19 protein-coding genes are annotated in these 18,885 nt (G+C 66.0%); 5 read left to right on the forward strand and 14 right to left on the reverse strand.

What is annotated here, in order from left to right:
• Position 1 precedes the first annotated feature (1 nt).
• Together HF886_RS01205 and HF886_RS01210 are read right to left on the reverse strand one after the other, a co-directional pair.
• On the reverse strand, positions 2-859 hold the full coding sequence (locus tag HF886_RS01205; RefSeq protein ID WP_169651311.1) for an alpha/beta fold hydrolase: 858 nt from the start codon (positions 857-859) through the stop codon (positions 2-4).
• A gap of 9 nt (positions 860-868) precedes the next feature.
• Positions 869-1,909: a patatin-like phospholipase family protein gene (locus HF886_RS01210; RefSeq protein WP_169619261.1), complete on the reverse strand. Its 1,041-nt coding sequence runs from the start codon at positions 1,907-1,909 to the stop codon at positions 869-871.
• A gap of 166 nt (positions 1,910-2,075) precedes the next feature.
• Between HF886_RS01210 and HF886_RS01215 the strand changes: the two genes are divergently transcribed.
• A complete protein-coding gene (locus tag HF886_RS01215; RefSeq protein WP_169651312.1) occupies positions 2,076-2,396 on the forward strand; it encodes a hypothetical protein in 321 nt (106 codons plus the stop codon).
• A 21-nt stretch (positions 2,397-2,417) separates the two neighbouring features.
• On the opposite strand, the gene HF886_RS01220 is transcribed toward HF886_RS01215, so the two are convergent.
• Positions 2,418-3,272 carry a nitroreductase family protein gene (locus tag HF886_RS01220; RefSeq protein WP_169619257.1) on the reverse strand — a complete coding sequence of 285 codons (855 nt, stop codon included), beginning with the start codon at positions 3,270-3,272 and terminating at the stop codon, positions 2,418-2,420.
• 181 nt (positions 3,273-3,453) lie between these two features.
• Here HF886_RS01220 and HF886_RS01225 point away from each other — a divergent pair, with 181 nt between their 5' ends.
• Positions 3,454-3,654, forward strand: coding sequence for a PspC domain-containing protein (locus tag HF886_RS01225; protein ID WP_169619255.1), 201 nt, complete (start codon positions 3,454-3,456; stop codon positions 3,652-3,654).
• Here the strand turns inward: HF886_RS01225 and HF886_RS01230 are convergent.
• Entirely contained in the window at positions 3,621-4,529 is a 909-nt protein-coding gene (locus tag HF886_RS01230; protein ID WP_169619253.1) for a LysR family transcriptional regulator, read from the reverse strand. The two genes, HF886_RS01225 and HF886_RS01230, sit on opposite strands and share 34 nt — an antisense overlap.
• A gap of 84 nt (positions 4,530-4,613) precedes the next feature.
• Between HF886_RS01230 and HF886_RS01235 the strand changes: the two genes are divergently transcribed.
• Positions 4,614-5,603 (forward strand): bile acid:sodium symporter family protein, encoded by a 990-nt coding sequence (locus HF886_RS01235; protein ID WP_169651313.1) that lies wholly within the window; start codon positions 4,614-4,616, stop codon positions 5,601-5,603.
• A gap of 612 nt (positions 5,604-6,215) precedes the next feature.
• Here the strand turns inward: HF886_RS01235 and HF886_RS01240 are convergent.
• The 8 genes from HF886_RS01240 to HF886_RS01275 form a co-directional block, all read right to left on the reverse strand.
• On the reverse strand, positions 6,216-7,217 hold the full coding sequence (locus tag HF886_RS01240) for an alpha/beta hydrolase family protein (protein ID WP_169651314.1): 1,002 nt from the start codon (positions 7,215-7,217) through the stop codon (positions 6,216-6,218).
• Between the two features lie 313 nt (positions 7,218-7,530).
• Positions 7,531-8,565, reverse strand: coding sequence for an alpha/beta hydrolase family protein (locus HF886_RS01245; RefSeq protein WP_240951855.1), 1,035 nt, complete (start codon positions 8,563-8,565; stop codon positions 7,531-7,533).
• 338 nt (positions 8,566-8,903) lie between these two features.
• The gene (groL, locus tag HF886_RS01250; RefSeq protein WP_169619250.1) at positions 8,904-10,529 is read right to left on the reverse strand and encodes a chaperonin GroEL; all 1,626 of its coding nucleotides are present in this window, start codon (positions 10,527-10,529) and stop codon (positions 8,904-8,906) included.
• Positions 10,530-10,751: 222 nt separating this feature from the next.
• Positions 10,752-11,279 carry a DUF6764 family protein gene (locus HF886_RS01255; protein WP_169651315.1) on the reverse strand — a complete coding sequence of 176 codons (528 nt, stop codon included), beginning with the start codon at positions 11,277-11,279 and terminating at the stop codon, positions 10,752-10,754.
• Between the two features lie 120 nt (positions 11,280-11,399).
• Positions 11,400-12,176 (reverse strand): HAD-IIA family hydrolase, encoded by a 777-nt coding sequence (locus tag HF886_RS01260; protein WP_169651316.1) that lies wholly within the window; start codon positions 12,174-12,176, stop codon positions 11,400-11,402.
• A 127-nt stretch (positions 12,177-12,303) separates the two neighbouring features.
• Positions 12,304-14,229, reverse strand: coding sequence for a molecular chaperone HtpG (gene htpG, locus HF886_RS01265; RefSeq protein WP_169651317.1), 1,926 nt, complete (start codon positions 14,227-14,229; stop codon positions 12,304-12,306).
• A 49-nt stretch (positions 14,230-14,278) separates the two neighbouring features.
• The gene (gene fmdA / locus HF886_RS01270) at positions 14,279-15,532 is read right to left on the reverse strand and encodes a formamidase (RefSeq protein WP_169651318.1); all 1,254 of its coding nucleotides are present in this window, start codon (positions 15,530-15,532) and stop codon (positions 14,279-14,281) included.
• Between the two features lie 65 nt (positions 15,533-15,597).
• Positions 15,598-15,909 carry a zinc ribbon domain-containing protein gene (locus HF886_RS01275; RefSeq protein WP_240954828.1) on the reverse strand — a complete coding sequence of 104 codons (312 nt, stop codon included), beginning with the start codon at positions 15,907-15,909 and terminating at the stop codon, positions 15,598-15,600.
• A gap of 157 nt (positions 15,910-16,066) precedes the next feature.
• On the opposite strand from HF886_RS01275, the gene HF886_RS01280 reads away from it, so the two are divergent.
• On the forward strand, positions 16,067-17,305 hold the full coding sequence (locus HF886_RS01280) for an FAD-dependent oxidoreductase (RefSeq protein WP_169651319.1): 1,239 nt from the start codon (positions 16,067-16,069) through the stop codon (positions 17,303-17,305).
• On the opposite strand, the gene HF886_RS01285 is transcribed toward HF886_RS01280, so the two are convergent.
• Positions 17,256-17,825, reverse strand: a complete 570-nt coding sequence (locus tag HF886_RS01285) for a PadR family transcriptional regulator (protein WP_169651320.1) — start codon at positions 17,823-17,825, stop codon at positions 17,256-17,258. The two genes, HF886_RS01280 and HF886_RS01285, sit on opposite strands and share 50 nt — an antisense overlap.
• A 107-nt stretch (positions 17,826-17,932) precedes the next feature.
• Between HF886_RS01285 and HF886_RS01290 the strand changes: the two genes are divergently transcribed.
• Positions 17,933-18,427: a DUF1707 domain-containing protein gene (locus HF886_RS01290; protein WP_169619234.1), complete on the forward strand. Its 495-nt coding sequence runs from the start codon at positions 17,933-17,935 to the stop codon at positions 18,425-18,427.
• On the opposite strand, the gene HF886_RS01295 is transcribed toward HF886_RS01290, so the two are convergent.
• On the reverse strand, positions 18,372-18,806 hold the full coding sequence (locus HF886_RS01295) for a pyridoxamine 5'-phosphate oxidase family protein (RefSeq protein WP_169619599.1): 435 nt from the start codon (positions 18,804-18,806) through the stop codon (positions 18,372-18,374). The genes HF886_RS01290 and HF886_RS01295 overlap by 56 nt on opposite strands.
• Positions 18,807-18,885: the final 79 nt, after the last annotated feature.

Below are 18,885 nucleotides of genomic sequence, written 5' to 3' on the forward strand. Positions count from 1 at the left end.
CCTAGCGGTCGCGTAACCACGCGGCGACCTTCGCCGCCGTGTCGGCGTTGTCGCGGATCCAGCCGTTGTGCCCGAGCTTCCGGGGGTTGTGCCACGTCGTGATGTCCGCGGCGGGCAGTTTGCCCAGCAGGTGGCGGGCCGACTCCACCGGCGTCAGCTCGTCGCCCTCGATGGTGATCGACAGGACCGGCAGGGTGAGGCGGGCAAGCCGCTCCTCGTAGTCGATGTCGGCGCCGGCCGGATCGAACCGGCCTCCGCGCGCGAGCCGCGCCCAGTCGGAAATCAGGACGCGGGACTGCCGGCCGAATCCTGCCACGTCGATCCGGTCGCCCGGCCAGAAACCCGCGACGCTCGATGTCAACGACATCGCCGCCGAGCCCAGCAGGAGTCCGGGGCGGCGGGCACCGCGGTAGTGCCGGTAATACGGGGTGCCCGCAGCGACGAGAATCAGCCCGCCGAGCCGGCCACGGATCCGCGACGCGTAGAGCACGCCGAGTTGGCCTCCCATCGAATGCCCGAGCAGATAGGGCGTCGAATCCGGAAAGCGCTCCCGCACCACCTCGAACACAGCGGGCAGATGCACGGCGACGATGTCGTGGTAGCCGTAGGTGCTCTCCGGTCCGGGCCGGGGGCGGCTGTCCCCCTGCCCCGCCAGTTCGCAGATCGCCGCATCGAACCCGTACCCGGTCAGCGCCTCGGCGAACGATTCGTAGTATCCGGCGGGAACGCCGAGTCCCGGCACGATCACGACCACTGCGCGTGACGAATCGCGACGGGATTCGTGCTCGTGGTCGGGGCCCGCGAACAACCGCACCGGTGTCGTGGTGCCGTCGGGTAACTGGATCGGTACGGTCTGCACCGGCTCAGACTAGGCCGATCCGGGCTCGTCGTTCGCCGGTTCGGGCGCGACCTCCCGCGTGGCGGGGTCCGGGATGCCGGCGTCGTCGAGCGCCGCCGCGGTGAGCGCTCTTCCCAGAGCGATCATGTCCGCGGCCCTGTGGAAATCGAGACTCCGGCACGCGGTTCGCGGGACCTCGACGAACACGTCCGGCGGATAGGCGGCGAGCTGGAACCGCGACAGGGCCGACTGCATGATGTCGAGCGACCGGTTCATCACCGCAACGCGTCCGAACTTCGGCGTCGGCGCGTCGTGCGTTCCGGTATCCGCCTCGGGGACCGTCGTGTCCGCGAACGAGTCGTCGTTGTCTACGCTGCTCGCGGAGAACCGGTTGACCACCGATCGCACGATGTCGGTTTCGAGCACCGAGGCAGCGCTACGACGGAAACGTCCCATCCATTCCTCGGCAGGCCGCGGTTCCGAACTCGCGTTCTCGGGTGAGTGCGGCCGACCGCCGTCCTCTCCGGCGAGACTGACGCCGATCGTGAGATCAGCGTGCATTCCGACGGTCGGGGCGATCGGCAACGGCGACAGTGTGCCTCCGTCGGTGAGGACCCTGCCGTTGAGCACCACGGGAGTGATGACGCCGGGAATTGCGATCGACGCTCGGATCGCCGCGTCGACGGGACCCCGCTGGAACCACACCGCGCGTCCCGCCGCGAGGTCGGTGGCAACGGCCGTGAACGGGATCGGCAGATCCTCGATCGAGACCTCTCCGAGTATGTCGCGCATCTTCGACAGGATCCGCTCGGCGTGGATGGCGCCGGGAGCCGACACCGACACGTCGAGCAGCCGCACGACATCCATCTGGGACAGGCTCAGCGCCCACTGCGTGTACGGCTCGAGTTTGCCCGCCGCGTAGACACCCCCGACCAGCGCACCCATCGAAGCGCCTGCCACGCCGACGATTTCGAGGCCGCGTTCCTCGATCACCTGGATCGCGCCGATATGCGCATACCCCCTGGCGCCCCCGCTCCCCAGCGCAAGCGCCACCCGTGTCCGTCCCGCCATGGACCCGATCGTACGCAGACCCACCCGCATCGCACCCCGGATTCCGCTCGACCCCGAGGTCGAGTTCAGGGTCGAGATGGGGGACGTGCCCGGATGTGTTCGGGTGCATGTCCGGCGCACGATAGACGTGTTCGTTTTCGCGGGTCACTCACCATCGGGAGAATTCATGCGCACCAGGGTCATTGCAGCACTCTTCGCCGGCGCGGCGGCCGTCGCTCTCGGAACAGGCACTGCCACAGCACAAACCGTTCCCGTCGTCGTCGGCATGAGCCAGCAGTCGGCGGTCGAGCTTCTCACCGAACGCAACATTCCTCATTCGATCACGAACCGGTCGGGCAATCTGTCGGGTCATTGCGTCGTCACCGAGCAACGCGACAAGGGAAACCGCGTCGAGGTCGACTACGAATACGACCACGAGGACGGGGCCTTCGAGCGCGTCGAAACCGAGGTCTGGCGCGGAATCGGACTCACCGTCGTCTGCCGTTGAGCACTGCCCACGGACGAGTCCTCACTCGAATCCGAACCCTCGCTGCAACAACGCTTGCCGCAGACCTTCCCTGTGCCCCAGCGCACCCGGTGCGGCAAAACGACCGAGGACGCGCTCGCTCCAACTGTCCGGTAAGCCCTGGCTCCGGTAGAACTGCGCAATGGCGTCCTCGTACGCGGCTACCCCTTCGTCCTCCGCATCCTGCGCGCCGGACCCGTACTGCTCTCGGTGCAGCACGACGTCCTGACCGAGCCGCGGCTTGACCTCCGGATACTCGGCCGGGTCGGGACGGCCCACCACCAGCCCGACCACGGCGAAACTGTGGTCGGGCAAGGCCAGTTCGGAAGCAAGGTCGGTCGGGTGGTCACGGAGCGCCCCGATGAATACCGTGCCGAGCCCGAGTGATTCCGCGGCGAGTGCGGCGTTCTGCGCAGCCAGGGTCGTGTCGACGATCCCGAGCACTGCCGATTCGAGATAGCCCGCGTTGACGAGCTCTCTGCCACGCCTCGTCGCCAACCGAGCCGCACGCGCCAGATCCGCGACCCACACCAGGAGAAGAGGCGCGCTGCGCACCGACTCCTGGTTGCCGGCGAGTTCCGCTATGCGGCCGAGGCGCTCACTATCGGTCACCGCGATCACACTCCACAACTGCAGGTTGCTGGAACTGGCAGCCGACGAAGCCGCCGCGACGATCGCACGGAGGTGGTCTTCGGACACCTTCTCGGGCAGGAACTTCCGTACCGACCGGTGCGCGAGCTGAACCGCAAGAACGTCGTTCCACAGTAATGGGTCGATGCGGGCGCCTACACGTTCGGCTTCATCGGCGCCGTAGCGGCGAAGCAAGGCGACGAGACGACGATCGCTGACGGTGTCCATGGTCGGGAACTCCTTTCTCGAAAACATGACGAACACCGAGTCTGCTCTTCCCGATCACGACCGGCGATACTTGGCCTCATCCTGATCCTGGGTCTCGCTCGCACCCCCGAGAGAAAGATCAGGGTAGAGATCCGGGTTCGTCCCCGATGTGCGGAAGGCTCACAACCGGCACGATCGAATCATGACATTCGAGAACAACACCCCCCGTCCCTTCGCCCGCTCCTCGTCGCAGCGCATGCTCGGTGGCGTCTGCGGAGGCCTCGCCGAATACTTCGGCCTGGACGTCAATCTCGTCCGCGCGGGCGCGGTGCTCGCAGCGTTCGTCACCGGTGGCACGGCAGTGCTTCTCTACCTCGCCCTGTGGATGCTGCTGCCGGAATGAGGGTCGGTGTCGTGGGTATCGCGCACCAGCCGGTCGGCGTTGGCCAGAATCGCTGCACGGAGCGCACGCTCCGGCTCACTGAGCACGCTTCGGCGGGCGACGAGCACGAAATCGAGATGACCGGCATCGGGTAACCGGCGGGTTGCGGACCGAACAGGAACGAGACCCGCCGGTGGGAGCCGGCTCGCATGCAGAACGACACCCAGCCCCGCCAGTGCTGCAGCGCTCAACCCGATGAGACTGTCGGCGACGCATGTCACCCGCGCTCCGTATCCGCACCGCTGGAGCACGTCGAGCGCGATCTCCCGGGTCAGCGACGGGTGGGGATAGGTGACGAGCGGTATCGGTCCCTCCGGGTCCGGCACGAAGCCGGGTGCGCCGAGGAACTCGAGCTTGTCACGGAAGATCAGTTCGCCGTGACGCTCGCCGGGCCGGCGCTTTCCGAACATGAGATCGAGATCGCCGTCCTCCAGGCTGCGGTGCAGGTTCTCACTGAGTCCGACGGTGAGTTCGAAATCCACACGCGGATGCCCCCGCCGGAACTCGGCGAGGATCGCGGGGAGTTCGTGGAGCACCAGATCGTCGGACGCGCCGAACCGCACGCGCCCACTGACGGTGGATTCGGTGAAGTAACGCTGGGCGGCGTGGTGACGCTCGAGGATCTCGCGGGCGAATCCGAGCATCGCGCTCCCGTCGGCGGTCGGCTCGACGGTGTGGGTGTCGCGCACGAACAGCCGACGACCCGCAGTCGCCTCGAGTTTGGCGACGTGCTGACTCACGGTGGATTGCCGCAGGCCCAGGCGCCGCGCCGCCGCCGTGAAACTGCGTTCGCTTTCGACGGCCAGGAAACTACGGAGGTGGACGGGATCGAACACCCCTGCATTCAATCACAATCTGTGATCACAGTGATCGCGGTAATCGGCTTCTCGAATCAGCCCACCATGGCCTAGCGTCGAACCATGCTGGCGAAGATCCCGTTTCTCAATCGACTCGACCCGTTCCTTGTCGGAATCGTGCTGACAGTTGCCGTCGCCGCGGCCCTGCCCGCACACGGCGTCGGGCTCGATGTCTTCACATGGGCATCGAAGATCGCGATCGGCCTTCTCTTCTTCCTGTACGGCGCGCGCCTGTCTACCGCCGAAGCCGTGGCGGGCCTGAGACATTGGCGGCTGCACGCGACCATTCTCGCGGTCACCTTCGTGATCTTCCCGCTCCTCGGCCTTGCTGCCAAGGTCTTCGTTCCGTGGCTGCTCACCGAGCCGCTCTATCTGGGTGTGTTGTACCTGTGCCTGCTGCCCTCGACAGTGCAGTCCTCGATCGCACTGGTCTCCGTTGCTCGCGGCAATATCCCCGGCGCGGTCGTCTCGGCATCTGCCTCGAGCCTGCTCGGAATCCTGTTCACCCCGGCACTCGTCGCAGTGACGATGAGTACGCAAGGAGTGACCTTCAGTTCCGCGGCAGTGCTGGACATCGTGCTCATGTTGCTGGTCCCCTTCGTCGCGGGCCAGGTCATGCGCCGCTGGATCGGGGGCTGGGTCACGGCACACGGCAAGCCCCTCAAGCTCGTCGACCGCGGTTCCATTCTGCTCGTCGTCTATGTCGCGTTCAGTCGCGGCATGAACGAGGGCATCTGGACCCAGTTGTCTGTTCTGCGTCTGCTTGCACTCGCCGGAGTGTGCCTACTCCTGCTGGCGATCGTGCTGGCGCTCACCTGGTACGCGCCCGCCAAACTCGGATTCTCGTACGAGGACCGGACGGCCATCCTCTTCTGCGGTTCCACCAAGTCGCTCGCCACCGGCCTGCCGATGGCCACGGTTCTGTTTCCCGGAGAGCCCATCGGACTGATCATTCTTCCCCTCATGCTGTTTCACCAGATTCAGCTGCTGGTGTGTGCAGCGATCGCCGCCCGACTCGCGAAGCAATCGGCCGAGCCGGCGCTGCAAAGCTGATCAGGCCGGAGGGAACCGGCGGTCCGGCGCTGACGAACGCGCCCACGAACGGAAGAGGCCGTGAGCCCCGAACCTCGGGACTCACGGCCTCATAATCCACTCTTTACAGCGAGCCGGTCAGCAGTACCGGCGCGATCACCAGGATCAGTTCGACGAACTGGCTGATGGCTTCGAAACCACTCGAGATGCTACCCATGTTTCCTCCAGATTCCTGCCGGAGACGTCATGCCCCCGGGCGTCGGATAGAGCGACGATCGACGGTCAGGTACAACCAGCGATCGGGTACAGCGGCGATCGGGTTATGCGGCGATCAGCTGATGAACTGCGCGGTCTGCAGGAGCAGCGAGAAGAAGAAGTTGATGATCTCGGTGATCGTTGTGCTACCCATGTGTCCTCCTGGAGACGATGAAACAGATCGGGTGCGGCACAGTAAATTTCGGATCCGAGCGGGTGCCGTGGGGCCAACCATACTGTCCGGTACTTAAAGCGTCAATGGTTTTTGTGGAGAAGTCGTGAGCGCTGATGATTCGCTAATCCGCTGCGCATCAACATAATTCGCACAGTAGATCGCGGTGCGCCCATAACAGGTGAGCGCACCCGACTGTGCAAATATCAGCGCGTCTCCATAGCCCTCGCAAGCATGGGCCACGAGTTGTGCAAGTCGTCTTCCCAGTAGCCCCAGGAATGCGTTCCGGTCGGGCGGAACTCGAAAACAGCGGGTATATCCAGCTCTTCGAGCCTGGCTGCGAGACGCCGTGTGCAGTCGTCGACCGCAGCCTCGATCACGCCGCCCATCACCACCTGGTTCAACAGCAGAGCCGGGTCGTTCCCGACCGAACGGGCGCCGAGGTGCTCATGCTTGCCCGGGAGTCCGGTAGCCGAGGAGACATAGAGGTCGATACCTCGCAACTTCTCGGCGTTGACGTACGGGTCGTTCTCGACCCATCCGGGACCGTCGAGCGGGCCCCACATGTTTTCCACATCGGCTCCTCCGCGGCTTTCGACCACGGTCCGGATATAGAGTTGCCCGAGTTCTGTACTCGTTTCGGCACATCCGCTGTAGGCGCCCACCGCCCGGTACAACGTCGGCTTCGCGATGGCGAGGCCCAACACCGACGTCCCCGACATCGACAGCCCCGCGATGGCATTCACACCCGTCGTACCGAAGGCGGCATCGATGACCGGAGGAAGCTCACGCGTGAGGAAGGTGGTCCACTTGTTGCGGCCGAGTACCGGATCGTCCCGTCGCCAGTCGGTGTAGTAGCTGAATGATCCGTCCAGCGGAGTCACGACGTTGACGTTCTTGTCGGCGAAGAATTCGTCGATGTCCGTCTGCTCGTCCCAGGTGGCCACCCCCTGCCCTCCGCCGGCCCCGTTCAGCAGATAGAGCGTGGGGGCGGCGCGACTCGTGTCGGCCGGTGTGCGCACACGAAGCGGCACGACCCGGTCCATCGCCGCGGAGTACACGTGGGCCACCACCGCGCGTTCGTTCTCGACAACGATGTGGGACAGATACGAAACATTCTGTGCGGACGCAATATTCGGCAGCGCGACGAGAACCGTCGCCGCTACCCCCACCACCGCAAGTATCCGCTGGAACAACGCCGAGATCACTCGACCCTCCCTGATGCTTCGTCGACGCACGCGGCGACGCCCGATGACCGCCTCCGAATAGTCCGGAGACGCATCAATAGATACACCACGAGAAGGAGGAATAGTGCGAAACGGACATTCCGGTGGGAGTCAGCCCAGTTTCCCAGGCGTGCACCTGGGGTCCGGCCACATCGGACCCACCCGGTCATCCGTCGACAGCGACGCCAACGACGGATTTTGTCCGCTGCCGCGAACCGCCGTATACGACGAACCGGTCATCACCATCGAAGGTGATGACCGGTTCGTCAAGTGCGCGCACCGGGTCGGTGTCGTCTCAGCTCACCTCGAGTGCGTTCGCAAGCATGGGCCACGAGTTGTGCAGATCGTCTTGCCAATAACCCCAGGAATGCGTTCCCGCCGGACGGAAGTCGAACACAGCGGGAATTTCCAGCTCCTCCAGGCGCGCAGCCAACCGGCGCGTGCAGTTGTCGACCGCCGCCTCGATCACGCCTCCGACAACCACCTGGTTCGCCAGCAGGCCCGGATCGTCGCCGACCCAGGTAGAGCCGAGACGATCATGCTCACCCGGCAGCCCGGTGGCCGAGGAGATGTAGAGATCGATGCCCCGCAACTTCTCGGCGTTGACGAAGGGATCGTTCTGGACCCAACCGGGGCCGCCGTACGGGCCCCACATGTTCTCCGCGTTCGCTTCTCCGCGACTCTCCACCACTGCCCGGACATAAAGTTGCCCGAGTTCGGTGCTCGTTTCGGCACAGCCGCTGTAGGCACCCACCGCTTTGTACAGTGTCGGCTCCGCGATCGCGAGACTCAGAACCGAAGTCCCCGACATCGACAATCCCGCGATCGCATTCGTGCCGGTCGTGCCGAATTCGGCATCGATGATCGGCGGCAGTTCACGAGTGAGGAACGTCGTCCACTTGTTCCGGCCCAGAATCGGGTCGTCCTCGAGCCAATCGGTGTAATAGGTGAACGAGCCGTCCAACGGAGTGACCACGTTGACGTTCTTGTCGGCGAAGAACTCGTCCATGTTCGTCCGCGCATCCCAGGTGGCTACCCCTTGCCCGCCACTGGCGCCGTTGAGCAGATAGAGCGTCGGACTCGGCACGCTCGTGTCCGCCGGCGTGTACACGCGCAGCGCCACTTCACGATCCATCGCTGCGGAGTACACGTGGGCCACCACGACGCGATCGCTCTTGACCTCGACGCGGGACAGATGCGAAACAGGCTCGGCGGAAGCAATGCCCGGTGCTCCGAGGAGAACCAGCACCCCTATCCCTACAGTGGCGATCGCTCGCCGGAACAACGCCGAGATCACTCGACCGACCTCCCGTGTGCTTTCGTCAGCCAAACGGCGACGCTGAGTTACCGCCCCGAATAATCGAGGGCTCTGTCAATTGATACACCATAGACCACCCAATGGGAATGGATCGGACATCGGGTTCGGCGGTGGGATTTCGGGTCTCGAAGGTCAGGGTCGCGGCCGGAAGGACGGGGCCGGGCCGTGTACGCACCCCGGGCACTCAGCGGCCGCGAGTTACGCAGGTCGTCCGCTCGGTAATCCCGGGAATGCGTTCCTGCCGAACGCATCAGGAACAACGAGGCTCCCCGGACATGCCGCGAGGCCCGAACCCATCGAGATGGGTTCGGGCCTCGCGGAGGACTACCTGGCGTATGCCGGGGGCTGGATCAGAAGTCCATGCCGCCCATGCCGCCGGTCGGATCGCCGGCCGGAGCAGAAGACTTCTCCGGCTTGTCGGCGACAACGGCCTCGGTGGTCAGGAACAGAGCCGCGATGGACGCTGCGTTCTGCAGCGCCGAGCGGGTGACCTTGACCGGGTCGTTGATGCCTGCAGCGAGCAGGTCGCCGTACTCGTTGGTCGCGGCGTTGAGGCCGTGGCCCGCGGGCAGGTTGCGAACCTTCTCGGCAACGACGCCGGGCTCGAGGCCGGCGTTGAAGGCGATCTGCTTCAGCGGTGCTTCGAGAGCAACGCGGACGATGTTCGCACCGGTCGCCTCGTCGCCCTCGAGCTTGAGCTCGTCCAGAGCCGGAGCGGCCTGCAGAAGTGCAACGCCACCGCCGGCGACGATGCCCTCTTCGACTGCTGCCTTGGCGTTACGCACGGCATCTTCGATGCGGTGCTTGCGCTCCTTGAGCTCGACCTCGGTCGCAGCGCCGGCCTTGATGACGGCGACGCCACCGGCCAGCTTGGCCAGGCGCTCCTGCAGCTTCTCGCGGTCGTAATCCGAATCCGACGCCTCGATCTCGGCGCGGATCTGGTTGACGCGACCGGCGATGGAGTCGGGATCGCCCGCACCCTCGACGATGGTGGTCTCGTCCTTGGTGACGACGACCTTGCGCGCCTGGCCGAGGAGCTCGACGCCGGCGGTCTCGAGCGAGAGGCCGACCTCTTCGCTGATGACCTCGCCACCGGTGAGGATGGCGATGTCGGCGAGCTGAGCCTTACGGCGATCGCCGAAGCCCGGAGCCTTGACGGCGACGGACTTGAAGGTGCCGCGGATCTTGTTCAGCACCAGGGTCGACAGGGCTTCGCCCTCGACATCCTCGGCGATGATCAGCAGCGGCTTGCCCGACTGGATGACCTTCTCGAGCAGCGGCAGCAGGTCCTTGACCGTGGAGATCTTGGAGCTGACGAGCAGGATGTAGGGATCCTCGAGCACTGCCTCCTGACGCTCTGCGTCAGTGGCGAAGTAGAGGGAGATGTAGCCCTTGTCGAAGCGCATGCCCTCGGTCAGCTCGAGCTGAAGGCCGAAGGTGTTCGACTCCTCGACGGTGATGACGCCTTCTTTGCCCACCTTGTCGATGGCCTCGGCGATGAGCTCACCGATCGCGGGGTCACCGGCGGAGATGCCGGCGGTAGCAGCGATCTGCTCCTTGGTCTCGACTTCCTTGGCGGTGTCGAGCAGCCGGGCCGTGACAGCCTCGACGGCCTTCTCGATGCCGCGCTTGAGGCCGAGCGGGTTCGCTCCTGCTGCAACATTGCGCAGACCCTCGCGCACCAGCGCCTGGGCGAGAACGGTGGCGGTGGTGGTGCCGTCACCCGCAACGTCGTCGGTCTTCTTGGCGACTTCCTTGACCAGCTCGGCGCCGATCTTCTCGTACGGGTCCTCGAGCTCGATCTCCTTGGCGATGGACACACCATCGTTGGTGATCGTGGGAGCGCCCCACTTCTTCTCGAGAACGACGTTGCGACCCTTGGGGCCCAACGTCACCTTGACTGCGTCGGCGAGGCTGTTGAGGCCCCGTTCGAGGCCGCGACGAGCCTCTTCGTCGAACGCGATGATCTTGGCCATTGCGAAGTGATCCTCCGGGTATGGGGGTGACACGCTTGCCGGCCGGGTTCAGTGCCCGCGACGGACGACCAGGGAGTGTCGTTATTCCCGGTCTCACCGTCCCGACCTGGCACTCACGTGTTGCGAGTGCTAAGTGCATTCTTAGCACTCGGGGGTGGTGAGTGCAAGATTACAGGCACTCACCACCCCCGTCACAGTGCAGCGGAAAAACGCGGAAGAAAGTTATCGGCGCGTAGAACCGACACCCACGGCGCACCACTGACCGGTCGCCGTGTTGACCGCGAACGACTGGGCACCCACGCAGGTCACGCCGGTCGTATCGGCGGTCGCGCCCGAGCCCCAGCCCGCGACCGACACCGTCATGGCCGGTCCCTCGGCCCACGAATGACTCAGCCCGCCGCCGAGCGCGTACGCGTAGGAGCGGCCGCCGTCGGCGGCCCCGCTGAGAGCGGTGCCGAATCCGGTTGCGTGGGACTCGGCAGCTCCCCCTCGCTCCGCGACGGACACCGCGGTGCCGCTGTCGGCAGCCGACGCGCGCGCCGTCGCGCCCGGAGCGGCGGTCGCGCCGCAGCTCGCGGCGTCCGAGACGAGGATCTGGTTTGCGGACGGCGGAGACAGACACGTCACCGGAGCGGCTGCCGCGGTCCCGGTCCCCATGAAAGCGGCCGACGCCACGCCGAGGGCGACGAGCACACCGGCGCGTGCGACACGGCGGCCGGAGAGAACGGAACGGAAGGATCGAATGGACAAAGAGCACTCCTCTGCGCTGGATTGCCTCTACAGGAGACGGTGAGGGCTGATCCCCCGGCGGTAGGGTACCGATCACACCGGACGGGCGCGAGGAACCACCTCACAGGTGGACGGGCCTCCTCAGAGGGCGTCGAGCAGTGCCGGCAGATCGGCCACCGAGTCGATCACATGGTCGGGCTCGTCCACCGAGAGATCGAGCACCGACTGGCGAAACTTCCCGGTACGTACCAGAACTCCGGTCATACCGAGTCGCTGACCGGGAACCACCTCACCCGCGAGGTCGTCACCGACCACGACGATGGAGTCGGGTTCCGCGCCCATCAGGTCCGCCGCGACGAGGAACCCGCGCATCGAGGGCTTGCCTACCGTCACCGCGGTCCGGCCGGTCAACTCCTCGAGCCCGGCGAGGTACGACCCGGTGTCGAGGCGCAACCCGTCGTCCGTCTGCCACGACATCGCCCGGTGCATCGCAACGACAGGCACTCCGCCGAGCATCAGGTCCGCGACCCTGCTCAGCGAGCGGTGGTCGTAATGACGACCTGCTCCACCCAGGACGACGACCTCGGGATCGACGTCGTCCTGCACGATGCCCTCGAGATCGTCCTCGATATCACCGTCGTTCAGTACCCAGCAGCGGCGACCCGGGTAGGTCTGCCGGACGTATTCCGCGGTGAGTCCCGCGGCCGTCACTATTTCGTCCGGATCGACCGGCATTCCCAGATCGGTGAGCGAGCGCGCGATCGCGGAGCGCGTGCGCGAAGTGGTGTTGGTGAGAAATGCCCGGGTCACGCCGTCCTCGCGCAACCGGGCCAGCACGTCGGCGGCCCCCGGCACCGGCTTCCACGAGGTGACGATCACGCCCTCGATGTCGAACAGAACTCCACCCACGTCACTCATGAACCGACCCTATCGATGACGTGGCGGGCAGAGCCAGGGGGGCGGAAGCGGACGTCGGTTCCGCACCGCCCCCCGGGCCCGATCACACCGCCCCCCGGGCCCGATCACACCGCCCCCCTGGGCCCGACTACACCGTGCGGGCGAGGCGGTCGGCGAGGAGCCGGGTGAAGCGCGCCGGGTCCTCGACCTCACCGCCTTCGGCGATCAGCGCCATCCCGTACAGCAGTTCCGCGGTCTCGGCGAGCGCGGGATCGTCGTTGCGTTCCGCGTGCGCCGTGCGAAGACCCGAGACGAGCGGATGTCCGGCGTTGAGTTCGAGGATGCGCTTGGTTCGCGGGATCGGCTGGCCCGATGCCCGGTACATGCGCTCGAGCGCCGGCGACATGCTGAAGGTGTCGCCCACGATGCAGGCGGGCGATGTCGTGAGGCGCGACGAGAGCCGCACCTCCTTGACGTGTTCGTCGAGGGTGTCCTTCATCCACGTCAGGAGGTCGCCGAACTCTTTCTCCTGCTCCTCGCGTTCGGCTTCGGCTGCCTTCTTCTCGTCGTCGGTGTCGAGATCGACCTCGCCCTTGGCGACGGAGCGGAACGGCTTGCCGTCGTACTCGGGAACCGACGTCACCCACATCTCGTCGACCGGGTCGGTCAGCAACAGCACCTCGATGCCCTTCGCCGCGAACGCCTCCATGTGCGGGGAGCTTTCGAGCAGCTGCCGGGACTCGCCGGTGATGTAGTAGATCTCGTCCTGGCCGTCCTTCATCCGTTCGACGTATCCGGCGAGCGTCGTCTGCTCGTCGTCACTCGCCGTCGAGTCGAAGGACGCGATCTCGAGAAGCGTGTCGCGGTTGTCGGTATCGGAGATCAGGCCTTCCTTGAGGACGCGGCCGAACTCGTTCCAGAAGGTCCGGTACTTCTCGGCGTCCTGCGTCGCCATGTCCTTGACCGTCGACAGGACCTTCTTCGTGAGCCGGCGGCGGATCGCGCGGATCTGCCGGTCCTGCTGCAGGATCTCGCGGGAGACGTTGAGCGAGAGGTCCTGCGCGTCGACGACACCCTTGACGAACCGCAGGTACTCGGGAACGAGATCCTCGCAGTCGTCCATGATGAAGACGCGCTTGACGTAGAGCTGGATGCCTGTCGTCCGCTCCCGGGCGAACAGGTCGAACGGTGCATGGCTCGGAATGAAGAGCAGCGCCTGGTACTCGAAGGTCCCCTCCGCGCGCATGGGAATGATCTCGAGGGGTTCGTCCCATGCGTGCGCGACGTGCTTGTAGAACTCGGTGTACTCCTCGTCGGACACCTCGTCCCGCGAGCGCGCCCACAGTGCCTTCTGCGAATTGAGCGTCTTGGTCTCGACGCCGACCTCGTCGGTACCGTCCTCACCCTTGGTGGTGCGCGTGACCTCCATACGGATCGGCCAGGCGATGAAGTCGGAGTACTTCTTGACGATCTCCTCGAGCTTCCACTGCGAGGTGTAGTCGAAGAGGTGGTCGTCGGCATCCTCCGGCTTGAGGTGGAGGGTGACGGACGTGCCCTGCGGGGCGTCGTCGACGGTCTCGATCGTGTAGGTGGATTCTCCGCTCGATTCCCACCTGGTTCCCGAGGGTTCGCCCGCCTTGCGGGTGACCAGCGTGACCTTGTCGGCGACCATGAACGAGGCGTAGAAACCGATGCCGAACTGGCCGATCAGTTCCTGGGATGCGGCGGCGTCCTTGGCTTCGCGCAACTTCTGCCGCAGTTCACCGGTGCCCGAACGCGCGAGCGTGCCGATCAGATCGACGACTTCGTCGCGCGTCATGCCGATGCCGTTGTCCCGGACCGTGAGGGTGCGGGCCTCCTTGTCGACCGCGAGTTCGATGTGCAGGTCGGACGTGTCGACCTGCAGATCCTTGTCGCGGAAGGACTCGAGCCGGAGCTTGTCCAGCGCATCGGAGGCGTTGGAGATCAACTCACGAAGGAACGTGTCCTTGTTGGAGTAGATCGAGTGGATCATCAGATCGAGCAGTTGGCGCGTTTCGGCCTGGAACTCACGCTGTTCGACGTGTGTGCTCATTCTTGTCCCCTTCGGCAGCAGAACTTTCGAACGGGATCTTAGGACGTGTTTACGCCGGTGAGCGGGGCGCCCCCGCACCGGGATCGATCCGGAACGGGCCGTCGACGCTCGGGGAGACCGGGAAGTCGAAGATCGAGGTCGGGATGTAGACGGTCGCGCACGAGTTCGGGATGTCGACGACTCCCGACAATCTGCCTTCGATGGGCGCGGCGCCGAGCAGAAGATAGGCCTGTTCCGGGGTGTAACCGAACTTGGTGAGGTAGTCGATGGCGTGCAGACACGCGCGCTGGTACGCCAGTTGCGAATCCAGGTACCGCTGTTCACCGTCGAGCGTCACCGACGTTCCGGAGAACGCCAGCCACTCCGAGAACTGCGGGTCGGTGTTGCCCGGCATGAAGATCGCGTTCTCGCTCACGCCGTAGGTCGTCATCCCGCCGGGAATGATGTCGACGCGAAGATCGATGAACCCGCCCATCTCGATGGCGCCGCAGAACGTGATCTCGCCGTCGCCCTGGGAGAAGTGCAGGTCACCGACCGACAGATTCGCGCCGTCGACGAACACGGGATAGAAGATGCGGCTGCCCTTGGTGAGGTTCTTGATGTCCTGGTTGCCGCCGTTCTCGCGCGGCGGTGCGGTACGAGCGCCCTCCCCCGCGACCCGATCGAACTCGGGGCCTGTCAGAGCACCGAGAATCGCCCCGTTCGGTTCCGGCGGAAGCGCCAGTGGCGGAACACGCTCCGGGTCGGTCGCGATGAGTGCGGCCTCGCGCGTGTTCCACGTCGAGAGCAGGTCGTGCGACGGGGCCGTGCCCATCAGTCCCGGATGCACGATGCCCGTGAAAGACACGTGCGGAATATGCCGGCTCGTTGCCGTCTGACCGGAGAAATCCCAGACCGCCTTGTACGCGTCGGGGAACTGGTCGGTGAGGAACCCGCCGCCGTTCGGCTTGGCGAAGATGCCGGTGTACCCCCAGCCCTGTCCCGCGAGCGGCCCGGAATCCTCCTGCGGGATGGGCCCGAGGTCGAGAATGTCGACGATCAGCAGATCCCCGGGTTTCGCACCTTCCACCGCGAACGGCCCGGACAACGCGTGCACGGTGTGCAGCGGAGCATTGCGGATGTCGTCGGCGCTGTCGTCGTTGTGGATCTCGCCGTCGAACCACTCGCGGCAGTGCACCCGGAACGAGTCTCCCGGCTTGACCGTCGCGACGGGCGGAATGTCGGGGTGCCACCGGTTGTGGCCGATCTTCTCCTGCTCGGTGAACTTGCGAGTGGAGTCGAGCGGGAAGATGACGTCGGGCAAGGGAACCTCCTGGAGTGAGCACCGGGGGCTGAGCGACCGGGGGTGCGAGCCGTATTCCGGCCAGGTCAGGGCCGGGGAAGCATTCGATGACGAGGATCGGTGGTGACCGGACGCGGTGGCGTGCGCGGACTACCGGGTATCGCACCCGACACCACAGCGGGTTCGGACGCGGTGCGCGCGGTGGAATCGAGCACGCGCATCGCCGCCGTGCGGCCGCGCCCGAGTCGTGGCGCGGTCACCGCGCGCAGTGACTCGGCGGCACACGCGGGGCATGCGGTGGTGGGGCGGACGTCGCTCATCGGAGCGGATACGTCGAACGGACCGCAGTCGACGCAGCGGTATTCGTAGAGCGGCATCGGCAACAACCCTTCGCGCATGGGACTGCGCCGACCGTAACCGACAATCCCCCGCGACACCGGTCTCCGGCGAAACTCGTTACCCGGCAGTAACACTCCCGTTGCTCACCGCGATTCGCGGCGCGCGCCGCCGGGGTCCATCATGGTGGCGGGGTCACTCGAACGACGGGAGTGCGTCATGGCAGTTCGTCGGGTGGTGGTTGTCGGCGCGGGCATGGTCGGGCTGTCGACGGCGTGGTTCCTCCAGGAACACGACCTCGAGGTGACGGTGCTGGACCGTACCGGCGTGGCAGCCGACGCCTCGTGGGGCAATGCCGGTTGGCTCGCCCCGGCACTGACATTGCCGCTGCCGGAACCGTCCGTGCTGAGGTACGGGCTTCGTTCGGTGCTCACGCCGTCGTCGCCGGTATACGTGCCTTTCACCACCGACCTGCGGCTTCTGCGGTTCCTCGCGGATTTCGCCCGGCACTGCACCACGCGGCGCTGGAAGCGCTCGGCGGAGATCTTCGCCCGCACCGACCGGATCGCACCCGAGGCGTACGACGTCCTCGCAGCCGGCGGCGTGGCCGAACGGACACGGCAGGCAGACCCGTTCCTCGCCGCGTTCACGAGCGAATCCGACCGCGACCACCTGATAACGGAGTTGGACCACTCACGGGCAGCAGGCGGAGAGGTCGACTTCGATCTGCTGGATGCGGACAGCCTGCACGCGCTGGCCCCGGCGCTCGGCGACCCGGTGTGCGCGGGGTTGCGCATCCGGGGGCAGCGGTTCCTCGATCCGCCCCGCTTCATGTCGGCGCTCGCCGAGTCCGTTCGCGTCCGGGGCGGAGAGGTGGTGGCGGGCTACGAGGTGACGGCGGTACGCGACTCGGGTGGCACGGTCGAGGTCGTCTCGGCGGACGGGCGGCGGGCGGGCGCCGATGCCGTCGTGCTCGCAACCGGAGCGCGGCTCGATGCGCTTGCGCGTCCGTTCGGTGTCCGCACGCGGGTGCAGGCCGGGCGCGGTTACAGCTTCACCGTTCGTCCGGAGGAGCCAGTCGACCATCCCGTCTACTTCCCTGCCCAGCGCGTGGCGTGCACGCCGCTGCACGACCGGCTCCGCATCGCCGGAATGATGGAGTTCCGCAGTCCCGACGCCCCGCTCGATCCGCGGCGGATCACGGCGATCGTCGACGCGACCCGTCCGCTCCTGCCGCGGATCGACTGGGACCGGCGGCACGAGGAGTGGGTGGGGTCGAGGCCCTGCACCGCCGACGGTCTGCCCCTGATCGGAGGCACACGTTCACCTCGGGTCTTCGTTGCGGGCGGGCACGGCATGTGGGGCGTCGCGCTGGGACCGATGACGGGCCGGATGCTGGCGAATGCGATTACCGGACATCAGGATCCGTTGTCGGCGCATTTCGATCCGCTGCGTTGACCGCTCCGCCGAGTCGCTCGTCCATGCCGCGAAGCCAGCTCAGGACCGCGCGCTCGTACGCGATGCCGAATTCCACGGTAGCGGCCGGATAGTCCGGCAGTACGTGGCTTGCCAGCAACTGTTCGTACTCGGCAAGTTGCCGTTCGTGCTCGGCCCGATAGTGGGCGAGGATCTCGACCAACCTGTGCGCCGGCAGATGCTCGGCGAAAGCCACGGTGAGCAGAAGAGGATGCCGGATGTTCTCCGGCCCGGGATCACGCTCGAGCCAGTCGGCGAACGCGCGCCGGCCGTCGTCGGTGAGAGCGTAGGGCTTGCGGGCTCGCGGTCCCGTCTCTCCCGCTTCGATCAGGCCGTCGCGTTCCATCGCCGAGAGTTCTCGATAGACCTGGCTGGTGGTGAGCGACCAGAACTTCCCGATTCGCTCCTGCGCCGTGGTGACAAGGTCCCAACCCGTTTTGGGGCCTTCGTGGAGAAACCCCAGGAGGGACGCCGCTGTGGCGTTGAGGGGACGTCCGGCCATGCGTTTTTCCTGTCGTCGAGGGGTTGACATTCCACTGTGGCATATCCACCATGGACACACCGACATTCCACAATGGAATCTCCCTCGGAATCCTCCTGGAGGACCCCATGTCCACCGAGAATCTGCGGATATCAGAACCCGAGCGCGCGCGGTACGTCGACGAACTCGTCCGTCATGTCGGCGCCGGTCGCCTGACGGTCGACGAATTCGACCGGCGAGCAGCCCGTATCTACGCGTCCGACACCGTCGCCGAAGCACGCGAACAGTTCACCGGCCTTCCGGTGAGCATGTCGCCGGAACGCCCCTCGGCGGCCGGCCGCTCCCGCCGCCGGCTTTCGGCACACCAGCGCATCGAGTGGTCCATATGGGCGAGTGTGGGCGCGATCAACGTCCTGGTCTGGGTACTCGTCTCGCTCGCCACGACCTCGCTGGTCTACCCGTGGCCGATCTGGGTGATCGGACCGTGGGGACTCGTACTCCTCACCCGAACGGTGCTCGGCATCGAGAGCCCGTCGCACGCGCACGCCCTGCGGCACGTACGCGCTCTCAGTGGCCCCGGCGGAACTTACGGAAGTCCCAGCTGGCGATCGACTCGGGGGTGACCCGGAGCCAGGCATGCCGCCCGTCGGCAACGAATTCGTCTCTGCCCGTGTATTTCCGGGCGAACGCCAGTTCGACCCCGTGAAGCGTGCCGTCCGGATCCGTTCCGCGGGGCACATCACCGACAGCCCGTACGGCGCCTCGGATCTCCACTCCCCGCAGGTCTCCGAACTCGACCCCGCCGTCGACGACGACGGCAATACGCGGATCGCGCTCGAGATCGGTCCACCGCTGGCTTCGCACCACCGAATTGAGCCAGACGAAAGTCCCGTCCCACACGAACCACAGCGGAGCCACATGCGGACTGCCGTCCTTACCGACGGTCGCGACCCGGCACGTCCTCTCTTCCGAGAGAAAGGCGTCGATCTCCTCTGCGGTCATGGCGATCGCCCGACCCCGCCGCTGCTGCCGGACCACTCCGTCTGACGTCACACGAGCCTCCCAAGAATCGTATTCTCCA

Origin of the sequence: Rhodococcus sp. 105337 (assembly GCF_012844225.1) — a bacterium.
Lineage (GTDB): Bacteria > Actinomycetota > Actinomycetes > Mycobacteriales > Mycobacteriaceae > Rhodococcus.

Bases quoted from the DNA above. Each gene is read 5' to 3' on its own strand.
- HF886_RS01210 (WP_169619261.1), bottom strand. From the start codon at position 1,909: ATGGCGGGACGGACACGGGTGGCGCTTGCGCTGGGGAGCGGGGGCGCC.
- HF886_RS01235 (WP_169651313.1), top strand. From the start codon at position 4,614: ATGCTGGCGAAGATCCCGTTTCTCAATCGACTCGACCCGTTCCTTGTC.
- HF886_RS01275 (WP_240954828.1), bottom strand. From the start codon at position 15,909: ATGCGCGAAGGGTTGTTGCCGATGCCGCTCTACGAATACCGCTGCGTC.
- HF886_RS01295 (WP_169619599.1), bottom strand. From the start codon at position 18,806: ATGACCGCAGAGGAGATCGACGCCTTTCTCTCGGAAGAGAGGACGTGC.
- HF886_RS01280 (WP_169651319.1), top strand. From the start codon at position 16,067: ATGGCAGTTCGTCGGGTGGTGGTTGTCGGCGCGGGCATGGTCGGGCTG.
- HF886_RS01225 (WP_169619255.1), top strand. From the start codon at position 3,454: ATGACATTCGAGAACAACACCCCCCGTCCCTTCGCCCGCTCCTCGTCG.
- groL (WP_169619250.1), bottom strand. From the start codon at position 10,529: ATGGCCAAGATCATCGCGTTCGACGAAGAGGCTCGTCGCGGCCTCGAA.
- HF886_RS01285 (WP_169651320.1), bottom strand. From the start codon at position 17,825: ATGGCCGGACGTCCCCTCAACGCCACAGCGGCGTCCCTCCTGGGGTTT.
- HF886_RS01220 (WP_169619257.1), bottom strand. From the start codon at position 3,272: ATGGACACCGTCAGCGATCGTCGTCTCGTCGCCTTGCTTCGCCGCTAC.
- HF886_RS01290 (WP_169619234.1), top strand. From the start codon at position 17,933: ATGTCCACCGAGAATCTGCGGATATCAGAACCCGAGCGCGCGCGGTAC.
- htpG (WP_169651317.1), bottom strand. From the start codon at position 14,229: ATGAGCACACACGTCGAACAGCGTGAGTTCCAGGCCGAAACGCGCCAA.
- HF886_RS01215 (WP_169651312.1), top strand. From the start codon at position 2,076: ATGCGCACCAGGGTCATTGCAGCACTCTTCGCCGGCGCGGCGGCCGTC.
- HF886_RS01260 (WP_169651316.1), bottom strand. From the start codon at position 12,176: ATGAGTGACGTGGGTGGAGTTCTGTTCGACATCGAGGGCGTGATCGTC.